Below are 12,960 nucleotides of genomic sequence, written 5' to 3' on the forward strand. Positions count from 1 at the left end.
TATTTAAGGGGCGATTTGATCGATGCTGTTTTGATCGAAGAGGAGCGTCTGGACAGGGCCATTGGTTTGCACGTTCACGGTGTTCTTTTGCGAAGGCAGGAAGTCTATCAGCAAACCATTGTGAATGCGGCTGCCTTTTTCAAGTTTCACGTGCGGGATTTCCTGAAAGATGAGCACTGTGTCGGCATCGACTTTATAGCCCACCCATTGCAGCGGCAGGCGCTGGTGGTTCGCATCTTCCAGATAGAACTGCTTTTCCACGTAGCGCCGCAGCGGCGCCTCACTGTCCGCGCGTCCCAGGTCGAACTGGCGGCCATAGAGGTTGGTCAGCAGCGTGGCGAGATCGTGCGCAGTGTAGCTGTGCACGATCTCGGTGCTGCCGGTGCGCTCGTTGTAGCTGATGTCCGCTATGCCCATGTGGAAGTTATGGGCGTGAGCAGCCGTGCTGGATAAGGCCAGCACGGTAGCGGCAACAAGGCACAGGCGGCGTATCACTTCTTCTCGTCCTTTTTCAACGGCATATTAAAGTCACGCATCATATTGTTCTTGTCACGTTCGGTCTTGAACAGTTCCAGACGCGATTGCGTTACCTTGCGTGGCCAGGCGTTGTTGGACGTGTCGATGTCGGCGGTTTCCCAGTATGGGTCCTGGGTCAGGCTGACCATTGGTTCGTCGGTGACGATCAACTTGGTGATCTTGTGCGAGTTGTAGCGCCATACTTCGGCCGGAATGCGCTCGATGTATTTTTTGCCGCTCTTGAGCTCAATCTCCAGGATCAGCGGCATCACCATGCCGCCCAGGTTGGAGAAGTCCACCAGGTACAGGTGCTTGCCCTGATCCAGCAGTTTTTTCTCCCAAGGCTCCAGCTTTTCCACCGCTTCGTTGTAGCTGTTGCGGTCCTTGTTGGTGACGGTGAATTCGTCATGCTCGTTGTAGAAGTCCTTCAGCTCAGGATGGGCATCCAGGCGCTTCGGCAGGGCCTTGTTGCGCTGCTCGGAAACGGACACCGGTTCCGCATCGCGCTGCGCTTTTTTCCAGGCTTTCTCGGTTTCCGGGTTCTTGGTGTTCACACCGTATTCGCTGATGCCGTCGATGCTGATATCGACCGGATCGGTGGTGTAGAACCAGCCGCGCCAGAACCAGTCCAGGTCCGTGCCGGAAGCGTCTTCCATGGTGCGGAAGAAGTCCGCCGGCGTAGGACGTTTGAACTTCCAGCGCTGCGCGTATTCGCGGAAGGCGAAGTCGAACAGTTCGCGGCCCAGGATCGTCTCGCGCAGGATGTTCAGGCCAGTCGCCGGTTTGGCGTAGGCGTTGTTACCCACCTGGAGCAGCGACTCCGAGTTGGTCATGATCGGCACCTGGTTCTTGCTGCGCATGTAGTCCACGATGTTGCGTGGCTCGCCGCGGCGCGATGGGTAGCCGTTTTCCCACTCCTGTTCGGCCAGGTACTGCACGAAGGTGTTGAGGCCTTCGTCCATCCAGGTCCACTGGCGTTCATCGGAGTTGATAATCATCGGGTAGTAATTGTGGCCTACCTCGTGGATGATGACGCCGATCAGGCCATACTTGGTCTGCTGCGACCAGGTCAGTTCACCGGTCTTCTTGTCCTTGGTTGGACGCGGACCGTTGAAGGAGATCATCGGGTATTCCATGCCGCCGACCGGACCATTGACCGAAATCGCGGTCGGATAGGGATAGTCGAAGCTGTACTTGTTGTACTTGTCGATGGTGTGGATGATGGCCTGGGTGCTGTACTTGCCCCACAGCGGATTGCCTTCCTTCGGATAGTAGGACATCGCCATCACATCGGTGGAGTCCTTCTTGAAGCCCTGTGCATCCCAGATAAACTTGCGGCTCGAGGCCCAGGCGAAGTCGCGGACGTTGGCTGCCTTGAAGTGCCAGGTCTTGCTGGCGCTGCTGTGCGATTTCTCGGCCTTGGTGGCTTCTTCCTGGGTGACGATGACGACTGGCGCGGTGGCGGTCTTCGCCTTGGCCAGGCGGTCGCGCTGGGCGGCGCTCAGCACATCGTTCGGGTTTTGCAGTTCGCCGGTGGAGGCGACGATGTGGTCGGCCGGGACGGTCAGCTGCACGTCATAGTCGCCGAACTCCAGCGTGAATTCGCCGGTGCCCAGGAACTGCTTGTGCTGCCAGCCATATACGTCATAGTAGGCCGCCATGCGCGGGAACCACTGGGCGATTTCGAACAGGTCGTTCTTGTCGTCTTCAAAATGCTCGTAGCCGGAGCGGCCGCCCAGCACCTGCTGTTCGTTGATGTTGTAAGACCAGTCGATGTTGAAGACGAACTTCTGGCCCGGTTTCAGCGGCGCAGGCAGGTCGATCCGCATCATCGTGCGGTTGATGACGTACTTCAGCGGCTGGCCATTGGCGCCCACCGTCTTGATCTTGAAGCCACCGTCGAATTCACGGCCGGCCAGAATGCCGCGCATGCCTTCAAACTTGTAGCCGTCATCCGGCGACGACGACTTGGCCCAGGCCTCGCGCGAAGGCTGGGTAAGCATCATGCGCGCATCGGAGTCTTTTTTATAGATGTTCTGGTCCAGCTGCACCCACAGATAATTCAGCGTATCGGGCGAATTATTGTGATAGGTGATTTGCTCGCTGCCGGTGAGGGCGCGCTTGGCTTCATCCAGCGTGGCGCTGATGGTGTAGTCGGCGCGCTGCTGCCAATAGGCGTGGCCGGGCGCGCCGGAAGCGGTGCGGTAGGCGGTTGGCGTCGGCAAGGTTTCGTCGAGTTGACGGAATTTGTCGTCGAAGGGCTCCGCTGCGTAGGCGGAAACCGTCAGGCAAAGGGCCAGAAAGCCAAGGTGTTTGCGCATGGGGTTTGTTTCCTCTGGATAAGAGGATAAATTGTATAGCAGGTTTTCAAACCTCGCCTGAAACTAGCTTCAGTTTTTCACCTGGGTTTCCTGGAACTTGTAATGCGCGTCGTCGGTTGCAGTGATCGCGGCCGATGGCACGTCGAGCTTCATCAGGCGGGAGGCCCCGCCAGCACTGGCTTGCGGCCATTCCGGCAGGCCGGCGCCATTGGGATTGCCGGTTTTGATGAAGTTGGCAAAATAGCCCTGCATCTGGTTTGACAGCGCCCGATCATTGTCCGTCCATGCATAGACTTTATTTGTCGCCAGGTTGCCCATGGCGTACTCGATTTCCACTGAATGGTTGGCGCCTTCCTGGCCTGGACGCGGCCGCGTGTAGTAGTAGCGATAGACCGGCTTGCCGCTGCTGCGCGCATGGCTGTCTATCCACTTCCACGTGCCAAAGCCGATAAAGCGGTCGCTGGCCAGCTCCGTCGCCGCCTGTTGGACGTCGCCGCTATAAGCTAGCTGGGCCGCGCCAGCCTGGTCGCCGTACAGTTTTTTCAGGGCGGCGCTGAAGTTTTCCGCCGTCGGCGCGTTGTTGCCGAGGATTTGCCTGTAGTGGTCTTCATAGGCATTCCAGCCCGCCAGCAAAGGGACGCGGGCTTGTTCGCCGGCCGCGTACATCGCCACCGGAGAACGTGGAATGACATAGCCGTCCTGAATCGCGGAGAACCAGGCGCCTGGTTTTTTGGTGGCGTCCAGCAGTTGCTGCGCTGTCAGGGCGCGCAATGCGGCCAGCGTGGAGGCGCCTGCGGACCTGGCGAAACCAGCGCCGATCTGCTCGCCGACGTTCAACGGCGCAGGCGCCATATGGCCAAGCAGGGAGCCGCTTTCGCCGATGGCGCCTGCGATCAGGCCTTTGGCTTGCGGATTAATCATTTGCGCGCTGACCGAGAAAGAGCCGGCCGACTCGCCGGCGATGGTCACGCGTGCGGGATCGCCGCCAAAGGCCGCGATATTTTTCCTGACCCATTGCAGGGCCGCTGCCTGGTCCATCAGACCGTAGTTGCCGGAAGCGCGGTTGGGCGATTCTTTGGTGAGTTCGGGATGGGCCAGGAAGCCGAATACGTTCAGGCGGTAATTGACGGTCAGCGTGACGATGCCTTTGCTGGCCATGCTTTCGCCGTCGTAGCGCGGTTCGGAGCCGTCGCCTGCGGCAAAGCCGCCGCCGTAGAAATAGACCAGCACCGGCAGTTTCTCCTTGTCTGACCGTGCAGGCGTCCAGACATTCAGGTACAGACAGTCTTCGCTGACGCCATCGGAACGAAACACCATATCGTCAAACAGCGGCAGTTGCATGCAGCGCGCTGCAAAATGGTCGGCTTTACGGACGCCTTTCCAGCTGGCGGCCGCTTGCGGCGCTTTCCAGCGAAGGGCGCCGACTGGCGGGGCTGCAAACGGAATTCCCTTGAATGACTTGACGCCGGAGGTCTCCTGCACGCCATCCACGATGCCATTGGCAGTGGTGGCTCTCGGCGCGGCGGCATGGGCGGAAAGGGCAAGCAGACTGGAAGAGACGAGCAGCAAACCGGCTTTTTTCATGGCGTGAGCGGGGTAGGGGAATCGGGAGATTCACTATATCGCAAAACGTCATCGTGCGAAGCTGGCGCGGATGCTGCATCGCCGCAGACTTCGTGTGGAAACGCGCGGATCGCGGTTATTTAAGCGTGTGCTTCCCGGTGGTGGATCGCTGTAAAATCGCTGCTCCGGCGGCATCTGCTGCCCGGACGGCGAACAGAGGAGAGAGACGATGACACCCAAGAACATAATCTGCCTGTGGTACGACAAAGACGCGGAAGAAGCAGCGAATTTTTACGCCAGCGTTTTCCCGGACAGCAAAGTCACCGCCGTGCACCGTGCGCCCGGCGATTTCCCCGGTGGTCAGCAGGGACAGGTGCTGACAGTGGAGTTCACGGTCTGTGGCGTGCCCTGCCTGGGCCTCAACGGTGGACCGATTTTCAAGCACAGCGAAGCGTTTTCGTTCCAGATCGCGACCGACAACCAGGAAGAGACGGACCGCTACTGGAACGCGATCATCGGCAACGGTGGCGCCGCCAGCGAATGCGGCTGGTGCAAGGACAAATGGGGACTATCGTGGCAGATCACGCCGCGCGTCCTCACCGATGCCATGGCCAAGGGCGGCGAGGTCGCGCAGCGCGCATTCCAGGCGATGATGAAGATGTCGAAAATCGATGTGGCGCAGATTGAAGCCGCAGTGCGCGGTTAATCAGCGTCCAGCATTTACTGGCCGGCTGGCGGCTCCCACAGTTCGACCTTGTTGCCTTCAGGGTCGATCACCCAGCCGAACTTGCCGTATTCGGAATCGTCGGTCTTGTCCATTACCTGGCAGCCTTCGTCGCGCAGCGCTTGCAGCAGCGCGCCCAGGTCGGCCACGCGGTAGTTAATCATGAACGGGGAGGCGCCCGGCGCGAAGTGGCCGCTGTCGGCAGCGCTGATGCACCATGCGGTGGTGCCGCCCACCGGTTTGCCCGATTCGTCGGACCAGTCAAACGCTGCGCCACCCCATACCTGCACGTCGATGCCCAAATGGGTCTTGTACCACTCGCGCAGCGCTGCCGGATCTTTCGCATAGAAGAACACGCCGCCTATCCCCGTCACCCGCTTCATATCGTCCCCTTGTTTGTTGTTTTGGCTAGGTGCGCTGGCGAACATACACCGTGCGGCACCGTTGCTACGATTCTCCCACAATTTCAAACAAGTGAGGCTGATCATGGCAAGCGCAAAACAGGTTCTGGTGGTGGACGATAATGTCGATATGGTGGAGTCGCTGTCGGCACTGTTGCAGTGCCAGGGCTATGAGACCGCCGCCGCCCATAACGGCTACGAAGCCTGCGACTGGGTGCGGGATGCGATGCCCAAGGCGATCATCATGGATCTGGGCATGCCATGGATGGATGGCTTTGGCGCCGTGCGGGCGATCCGCCGTATGCCGGGAGCGCAGTCGGTGCCGATCATTGCGCTGACGGGGTCCGCCGACCGCGACTCGGCCAAGAAGGCCGTCGCGGCGGGCTTTACCCAGCATTTCTCCAAGCCGCTCAACTTCGATCACCTGAATCAGTATTTGAACAGCCTGTCCTGAGGACAGATGACAGAGAGCTGATTAACGCAGCGTTTCCGTCAGCACGCGGCCTTCCGCGCCTGCTGGCGGACGTACGTGCAGCAGATTGGCCAGGGTCGGCGCGATGTCGACCACTTCCGCGTACTGGCCGTAGGCGCCTGGCTTGACCCAGCGTTTACCCATGATCATCAGCGGTACGTTGGTGTCGTAGGCGTATGGCGAACCATGGGAAGTGCCGCTGACGCCGGTGCCGAAGTACCAGAATGGCTTGGTAATCACCATCAGATCACCCGACGATTCGCGGTTCCAGGCGCGGCGCATCAGGGTATTGATATGCGTGCCTTGCACCGCGCCGCTTTCAAACTGGGTGCGGGTGATGGCGTCAACAATGCCGTTTTGCGCCAGCAGGTAGCGCGCGGCGGCGGTTTCCACTTCTTCGCGTTTCAGCTTGTTCTGGTCGATCAGCGCATAGTCCAGATGGATGTTGGGCAGCGACCATGCCTGCACCAGTTTGGCGACGCCGAATTTTTCCGACAGATGCTGGTCCAGGGCGGCCATCAGCTTGTCGCCATCCAGGCGCTCGGCGTCCAGGTGCTGGGTTTTCGAGAATTCCGGCGTGTTGGGGAAGCCGTGGTCGGCGGTCAGCACCACCAGCACATTGTCCATGCCGACGCGCTTGTCCAGGTAGTTGAAGAAGTCAGCCACCATGCGGTCCAGCCGCTGCAGATGGTCGTGCGACAGTTTGCTTTCCGGACCGAACGCGTGATTCACGTAGTCGTGCGCCGACAGGCTGACGCCCAGGATGTCCGGCACGCCGGCCGGATTGCGGCCCAGGTTTTCGCCTTCCACTGCGGCGCGGGCGAAGTCCAGCGTCAGCTGGTCCAGGAACGGACCCACACGCAGGCTGGCGTAGTAGCCCGCATCGATTTCACCGCTTTCGCTGTAGTAGGTGTATGGCAGGCGATTGTGGGAACCGGCTTTGGGAATGTTCAGGTCTTCGTTGGCGTCGCCTTCATAGGCGGCAGCCGGCAGCAGCGGCGCCCAGGTTTTGCCGTAGAAGCGGTCCTGCGGCTTGGTGGCCAGGTACTTGCTGACCCACTCAGGATGCTGCTTCATATAGTAGGTGCTGCTGGCGAAGTTGCCGGTTTTTTCCATGTACATATAGGCGGTGCCGGTTTTGCCCGCCAGCAGAATCGCGCCACGGTCTTTGCCGGAAACCGTAATCACCTTGCTCTTGCTGCCGGTGGCGTAGCGCAGTTCGTCGCCCAGCGTATTGACTTTCAGTTTGGCGGGCGAGGTGCCGTCCGCAGGCTTGGTTTCTTCGCCGATGTAGCTGTAGTTGCTGTCTTCGGTGCAGTAGACCGATTTTTTGGTGACTGGGTCGATCCAGTTGTTGCCGATGATGCCGTGTACGTAAGGGTAGGCGCCGGTCAGCACGGCGCTGTGGCCGATCGCGGTCACGGTCACGCCGTGAGCCTGGTGCGCGTTGCTGAACGATGCGCCCTGGTCCAGCATGCGGCGCAAGCCACCCTGGCCGAACTGGTCGCGGTAGCGCTGCACCTGTTCATTCGGCAGGCCATCCACCACCAGCACGACGACGAGCTTGGGCAGGGTGGAGGCAGTAGTTGGCGCCGCTGGCGCAGCGTAGCAGCTGGACAGGGCAAAGCAGGATGCGGCGAGTACGATCGTGCGCAGGGACATTTTCTTCGTCATATAGGTCGTCGTCAGGTTGAATGGGGTAGCGCAGCCGCGTAGCGTAACACGCGCGTGCGGCATGCTACCCCATTCGTATGACGATACGATGACAGCTTTATTTAAGGCTGTGGATTCCATCCCGCACCACCGCCGTAAGCGGCAAACAGCCTGGCGCGGTCGGCAAAACCGGCCGCCACGTCGCTGGCACTGAGCTGGAAACCTCCCACGCGCGCGGCCAGATTGATGGCGTCCCCGCTCATCGTGGTGCTGCCGTACTCGCGCCAGCCGCTGACGGAGTTGGCAACTGCGGGATTCGGTGCCGGCTGGCTGTTGACGCCCGCACTGGCCCAGCCCACGGTGGCGATATGGCTGTCCATCCTGGTGTTGATGAAAGCGATGTTGTCCCAGTAGGCCGTGCTGCCGGCGCTGCGCGCGAGGTAGGTGGCGCCGGCAGGCACGTCGCCGTGCTGCGGGCCAGGGCCGGCGCCATGCGTCAGGCTGCAGTTGAGGAAGACATAGCCCTTATCATTGGCGTTGGCCACGCGCGCCTGCAGGATATAGCCGCCGCTGCCAGCGTTGCTGGTGTCGCCCACCGAGCGGATCTCGCTTTCTTCAAACAGCGCGGCGCGGCTGCTGCCCCAGATGAAGTCCACATTGCCCGCCACCAGCGTGTGCCAGAACCACGCGTAACCTTTCAGGTTCAGCGTGTCCTGCTCGCTGTAGAAATTGGCGTTTTTGGCGATCAGGCGGCCGCTGTCGTTGTTGAAGTAGAGGGTTTCCGCCTGTGCGGAGATGGCGTTGGAGCGCAGCGTGGTGTTCTTCAGCGTTAGGGTGTCGAGCACCAGCATGTCGGACGATTCCACCAGCATCACCGCGCGTCCGCCCGCTGCTGCCGCATCCGGACTGGCCTGGCTGGCGCCGGAGCCGGTATTGAGCGTGTCGTAGTTGGTGTACTGGATGATGGCGCCGTCGCGGCTGTCGCCTTTCAGCGTCACGTTGTCTTTGCCGCGCAGGTAGAGCAGTTCGTTATAGACGCCGTTGCGGATGCGGATGGTGACAGGATCGGCGGCGCCCAGCATCTGCATGGCGAAATTCAGCGCGCCCTGGACGGTGCTGAAGTCTGTATCGGCAGCGTCGCCCACCGTCAGGCTGTTGCTGATGGCCGGCGCGCTGGCGCGGGTGGTGAACGACCAGTCACCCAGCTTGCCTATGCCGGCAAACGGCACGCCACCCAGGGCCGTACCGGTAAACACGCCGTTCGAGATGGCGACATAATACTCGGTGCCGTAGGCCAGCCGGTTGGCGTGCGGCTTGATGGTGACGGTGTTGCCGCTGATGGTGATGGGCGTGGTGTTCACCTTGCGCACATTGGTCTGGCCGGGATAGCCCAGTACATCGCTCTCGCCGGACAGCCGGATGACATCAACCAGCGCGTTGTCGGTCTTGCGGAAGATGCGGATGCTGCCGCCGGTGCCCAGTGTGGGCGGAGTGTCAAAAGTCAGCTTGAGCGACGCGTCCACCTGGATCGTGTCCGCGTGAGGGGCGGGCAGCGTGGCGCCGGACAGTGCATAGGTTTGCACAGGCTGCACGAACTGCGGGCTGATTGTGGCGGCAATGGTGCGCGTCAGGGTTGGATCGGATGCGCTGGTCACGGTGATGGTGGCATTGCCCGCGCCAACCGCGGTTACCGTCAGCGCCGTACCGTTGATGGCGACTGCCGCCACGCCGGGATTGCTGGACGAAGCGGTGAAGTCATCCAGCGTGCCATCCGGCTTCAGCGCCGTCACGCTGACTGCCAGCGGCGCGTCGCCGACTTCAGCGGAATAGGTCAGCGCCGCCGGATTGAGCGTGAGCTGCGAAGGCTTCAACGCCGGATTGCCGATGCGGACGTCGTCAATCTGGAAGGACTTGTTGGCCGTGTACAGGCCCACTACGCCGCGATCCGCGAAAGCGGCGTCCGTTACGCTGCCCAGCGCTTCGCCGTCCAGATAGACTGTGAGCGTGCTGCCGATCATTTCAAAGCGCACGGTGTAGAACTGCGCATCCATCTGAATCGGCTTCTTCACCTGCTTGGGGCGCGTCAGGGTACCGTTGAGCATTCTGGCGATTTCCACCTGCGTGCTGGTCGTGGCGCTTTGCACGTTGAGTCCCGCGCCATACCAGTTGCTGGCATCCTTGTAACGTGTGAGCAGATACAGCAGCTTGTTGCCGGTGGTGCTGTTGGTCAGCGGCTTGATGCGCGCCTCGACGTAGTAATCGCCATTGGGCACACCGGCCATGGCGCTGGACTTGAGCGTTGCCAGCACGCCGCCGGTGCTCGCTGCCGTGTACTGCATCACGATATTGGCCGCACCCACCGTCTCGTTCTTGACGCTGAAGCTGCCGTTGGCGCCAGTCACCGGCAGCAGATTCCAGTTAGCCATGCTGCTGCTCTGGAAGTCATCGCAGAAGTACAAGCCGGTGGCGGGGCAGGTCAGAGTGACGGTGGGATCGGGTGTGACATTGCCGCTGCCGCTGATGCTGGTCGTCAGCTTGCCAGCGCCGGCTTGTGCAATGGCGTTGGCCTTGACCAGCGCCACCGGACGCGCGCTGTAGGCATAAGGGACGCTGTAGGCGACGCTGCTCGGCGTCGAACATCCCGCCAGTGCGGCGCCGTTCAGCACCGAGCCGGCATCCTTGAACGCGCCGGGCACGGTGCCGCCGATCGGCGTCACCACCTCGTCGCAGCGCGTCACGCCGGCAATCTCGAACACGTTGTTGTTGGACAGGATCTGCGCCTGCTGGCCGACGCCCACGCTGTATTCATAGGGATAGGCCGGATGCGATTTGCTGCCCACGAAGTAGTTGTTGAACAGGTGGACCTGGCCATAGCGCACCCGTGGCGCACGGCTGACGATGTCGCGGAAGACGTTGTTGCTGAAGGTGATGTGCAGCTTGCCGTTGTCCCCAGTGGCGGTGTCGCTGGAACCGATCAGATTATTCTTGCGGTGCTGGCCGAATACGTTGTACGACACGGTCACGTAGTCGGATGCGTTGGTGATATCGAGCGCGCCGTCATGGCACTGCCTGACCTGGCCGTTCTCGACGGGCAGCAGGTCGTCGCTCATGGCGCCATCGGTGAAGCTGACGTGGTCCACCCACACGTGGTCGGAGCCGGAGACGCCGATCCCGTCGTAGGCGGAGTTCCAGTTACCCAGTGCGCCGTCATTCGGGTCCCATATCGGACCGACGTCGCATGGGTTGACGATCTTCAGATTGCGGATGATGACTTGCGAGACGTTGGCGACGACGATATGGCCGTTGATGATGCCGGCAGTGCTGTCCGCGCCGATCAGCGTGGTATTGGCGGGCAGGCGTATCAGGCCGCGTATCGCCTGGTCGCCCGTATTCGCGTAGGGCACGCCCTCGCTCATGTCGATGGTGCCGGCCAGCTTGATGATTTTCGGATTGAGGCCGCCGCGCTGTATGGCGGCCAGCAGCTGCGGGCGGCTGGCCACGGTATAAATCTGCGAGCTGATGGCGGCCGAACCACCGGTGGTGCCGCTGCCAAAACCATCTGCCGGTGCGCCTTGCAGTGCCGGATCGACGCCCGCCGCGTGGGTGGCCGCGGCCAGGCTGAATAAAAGGGACAGGCGTAGCGCCGCCCTGAAACGGAAGAGTTTCATCTGGTACTCCTTGAATTGTAAGAGGGCGGTTAGCGGTTGCGGCGGCGTGCGCGCAATCCCAGGCCGAGCAGACCGGCTGCCAGCATCATGGCGCTGGCGGGTTCCGGCACTGCCTGCAGCGTGATATTGGTTTGCAGCGGGCTGTAGTCGCCGTTCCACTTCACCGCACTGAGGTCGATGGTGATGGTGTGGCCATCGGCCACGGTCAGCACCGGCATGCCGCTGGTCAGGCCCGCATCCGTGATGTTGAAGGTTTTGATGGCGGCGCCCAGCGAGGCGCCAAAGTCAAAGCTGGCGATGTAGGCGCCGGTGGGGATGGTGCTGTTGTTATAGATGGTCAGGTGGCCGTCGGCGGCGAAATCGAAGCCGAACAGGGCGTCACTGGTAAAGAATTCCACGCTGGTGTCGAGCGGGTCGAGCCCACTCACGCTGCTGCCGGCATAGTCGTCGGCGATGCCGAGCATGCCGCCGGCGTTGTAGCTGGCGCTGATGATGGCGTTTTGCAGTGGTTGTGCGGCCGTTGCGGCGCCGCCAGCCAAGAGCAGGCATGCCGCGACGGCGGCCTGGCGTAAGGTAATGTGCATTGAGTCTCCAGATAGTTTGAGTTCAACAACGCCGGTCTGTGCCGGTCGCCGGTCGGCACACCTCGCGTATGCCGTGCCACTGCCAGGAGGGCCGGAGGATGGCCGAGCTTGCAGTTGGTCAAAAATCTGTGATGCGGTGGGGACTGCTGGTTGACCAATTCTACGGTGGTCTGACCACTTCCGCAACGCCGTGTTGTATAAAAGATGCTACGTAGACATCAAAAAACATGCAAAACTATGAAAACTTAATGTCAATTAATTCTGTCAATCAAGGCAGTGTTGTATGGAAAGTTTTTTTGAAGAAAAAAGTACTTTTTTGCTTCTGCAGCCCGCACGAAATGGTAACTGTTGCCAAAACGCTGATAGAATGAAGGGGTGAGGAATCGTCCTGCAGGAGTCAATTATGATTATGGTGAACAACATTGGCGGTGCTACTCTTTCCGCGGCCCTGGTTGCCGAGAAAGCGCTCGAACCTCGAAAGGTCGTTCAGTCTATTGATAATGGCGCCAATGCAGACCTGAGCGCTTCGGTTGCCGCTTACCTGTCGCTGCCTGGTTTCAACGCCACCAGCCCGCTGCAGACGGATACCGGCAACACCAACGGCAATCAGGCCAACGCCCTGGTCAAAGCGGTGTCGCAAGACGAAACGCTGAAGACCGCGCTGCAGCAGTTCGATGAAGGTCTGAAAAAACTGACCTTGCGTCCAGAGACCCAGATCTTCCAGGCCCGCTTTGGCGCCGATGCCCATGCCAACAACAACGTCAACGACAGCTTGCCTGCGCCAGAGCCGCTGCCAGGCGTCGGCAAGGATGGCATCCTCGGTGCGCCACCGCCAGATAGCGAAATGGCCGCCGACACCAATCATGACGGCAAGGTAAGCGAGGAAGAGCGTATCCGCTACGAAGCGCCGTTGACCTACCGCAGCCTGGCCCATGACGACCAGCTGGATGCGCAAACCAATGGTCCGAGCGCCTTCTCGCTGGCCGAAGTCAACCGCGCTTATGGCGCCGTGGCCACGCCGGAACCAGCCTGATTATTGTCCTGATCTGAAAACGGGC

General features: G+C 60.8%; 10 protein-coding genes. 3 read left to right on the forward strand and 7 right to left on the reverse strand.

What is annotated here, in order from left to right; translation table 11 throughout:
• Positions 1-3: 3 nt before the first annotated feature.
• The 3 genes from GTP58_RS04630 to GTP58_RS04640 all read right to left on the reverse strand — a co-directional run bounded on the left by GTP58_RS04630 (position 4) and on the right by GTP58_RS04640 (position 4,421).
• The gene (locus tag GTP58_RS04630) at positions 4-495 is read right to left on the reverse strand and encodes a DUF6702 family protein (protein ID WP_161076457.1); all 492 of its coding nucleotides are present in this window, start codon (positions 493-495) and stop codon (positions 4-6) included.
• On the reverse strand, positions 492-2,837 hold the full coding sequence (locus tag GTP58_RS04635) for a M1 family metallopeptidase (protein ID WP_161076458.1): 2,346 nt from the start codon (positions 2,835-2,837) through the stop codon (positions 492-494). The genes GTP58_RS04630 and GTP58_RS04635 overlap by 4 nt, the downstream gene beginning before the upstream one ends.
• 69 nt (positions 2,838-2,906) lie before the next feature.
• Positions 2,907-4,421: a carboxylesterase/lipase family protein gene (locus GTP58_RS04640; protein WP_161076459.1), complete on the reverse strand. Its 1,515-nt coding sequence runs from the start codon at positions 4,419-4,421 to the stop codon at positions 2,907-2,909.
• A gap of 208 nt (positions 4,422-4,629) precedes the next feature.
• On the opposite strand from GTP58_RS04640, the gene GTP58_RS04645 reads away from it, so the two are divergent.
• Positions 4,630-5,106, forward strand: coding sequence for a VOC family protein (locus GTP58_RS04645; RefSeq protein WP_161076460.1), 477 nt, complete (start codon positions 4,630-4,632; stop codon positions 5,104-5,106).
• A gap of 14 nt (positions 5,107-5,120) precedes the next feature.
• Here GTP58_RS04645 and GTP58_RS04650 read toward each other — a convergent pair whose 3' ends face one another.
• Positions 5,121-5,507, reverse strand: coding sequence for a VOC family protein (locus GTP58_RS04650; protein ID WP_072783968.1), 387 nt, complete (start codon positions 5,505-5,507; stop codon positions 5,121-5,123).
• Between the two features lie 103 nt (positions 5,508-5,610).
• Here GTP58_RS04650 and GTP58_RS04655 point away from each other — a divergent pair, with 103 nt between their 5' ends.
• A complete protein-coding gene (locus GTP58_RS04655; protein WP_072783970.1) occupies positions 5,611-5,979 on the forward strand; it encodes a response regulator in 369 nt (122 codons plus the stop codon).
• A 21-nt stretch (positions 5,980-6,000) separates the two neighbouring features.
• Here the strand turns inward: GTP58_RS04655 and GTP58_RS04660 are convergent, their stop codons facing one another.
• The 3 genes from GTP58_RS04660 to GTP58_RS04670 form a co-directional block, all read right to left on the reverse strand.
• Positions 6,001-7,671 carry an alkaline phosphatase family protein gene (locus tag GTP58_RS04660; RefSeq protein WP_161076461.1) on the reverse strand — a complete coding sequence of 557 codons (1,671 nt, stop codon included), beginning with the start codon at positions 7,669-7,671 and terminating at the stop codon, positions 6,001-6,003.
• A 101-nt stretch (positions 7,672-7,772) separates the two neighbouring features.
• On the reverse strand, positions 7,773-11,318 hold the full coding sequence (locus tag GTP58_RS04665) for a pectinesterase family protein (RefSeq protein WP_161076462.1): 3,546 nt from the start codon (positions 11,316-11,318) through the stop codon (positions 7,773-7,775).
• 29 nt (positions 11,319-11,347) lie between these two features.
• The gene (locus GTP58_RS04670) at positions 11,348-11,902 is read right to left on the reverse strand and encodes a PEP-CTERM sorting domain-containing protein (RefSeq protein WP_161076463.1); all 555 of its coding nucleotides are present in this window, start codon (positions 11,900-11,902) and stop codon (positions 11,348-11,350) included.
• 403 nt (positions 11,903-12,305) lie between these two features.
• On the opposite strand from GTP58_RS04670, the gene GTP58_RS04675 reads away from it, so the two are divergent.
• Positions 12,306-12,935, forward strand: a complete 630-nt coding sequence (locus tag GTP58_RS04675; protein WP_161076464.1) for a hypothetical protein — start codon at positions 12,306-12,308, stop codon at positions 12,933-12,935.
• The last annotated feature ends 25 nt before the right edge of the window (positions 12,936-12,960 follow it).

It is taken from the genome of Duganella sp. CY15W, from assembly GCF_009857555.1.
Lineage (GTDB): Bacteria > Pseudomonadota > Gammaproteobacteria > Burkholderiales > Burkholderiaceae_D > Rugamonas > Rugamonas sacchari.

Bases quoted from the DNA above. Each gene is read 5' to 3' on its own strand.
- GTP58_RS04635 (WP_161076458.1), bottom strand. From the start codon at position 2,837: ATGCGCAAACACCTTGGCTTTCTGGCCCTTTGCCTGACGGTTTCCGCC.
- GTP58_RS04640 (WP_161076459.1), bottom strand. From the start codon at position 4,421: ATGAAAAAAGCCGGTTTGCTGCTCGTCTCTTCCAGTCTGCTTGCCCTT.
- GTP58_RS04645 (WP_161076460.1), top strand. From the start codon at position 4,630: ATGACACCCAAGAACATAATCTGCCTGTGGTACGACAAAGACGCGGAA.
- GTP58_RS04650 (WP_072783968.1), bottom strand. From the start codon at position 5,507: ATGAAGCGGGTGACGGGGATAGGCGGCGTGTTCTTCTATGCGAAAGAT.
- GTP58_RS04655 (WP_072783970.1), top strand. From the start codon at position 5,611: ATGGCAAGCGCAAAACAGGTTCTGGTGGTGGACGATAATGTCGATATG.
- GTP58_RS04660 (WP_161076461.1), bottom strand. From the start codon at position 7,671: ATGACGAAGAAAATGTCCCTGCGCACGATCGTACTCGCCGCATCCTGC.
- GTP58_RS04665 (WP_161076462.1), bottom strand. From the start codon at position 11,318: ATGAAACTCTTCCGTTTCAGGGCGGCGCTACGCCTGTCCCTTTTATTC.
- GTP58_RS04670 (WP_161076463.1), bottom strand. From the start codon at position 11,902: ATGCACATTACCTTACGCCAGGCCGCCGTCGCGGCATGCCTGCTCTTG.
- GTP58_RS04675 (WP_161076464.1), top strand. From the start codon at position 12,306: ATGATTATGGTGAACAACATTGGCGGTGCTACTCTTTCCGCGGCCCTG.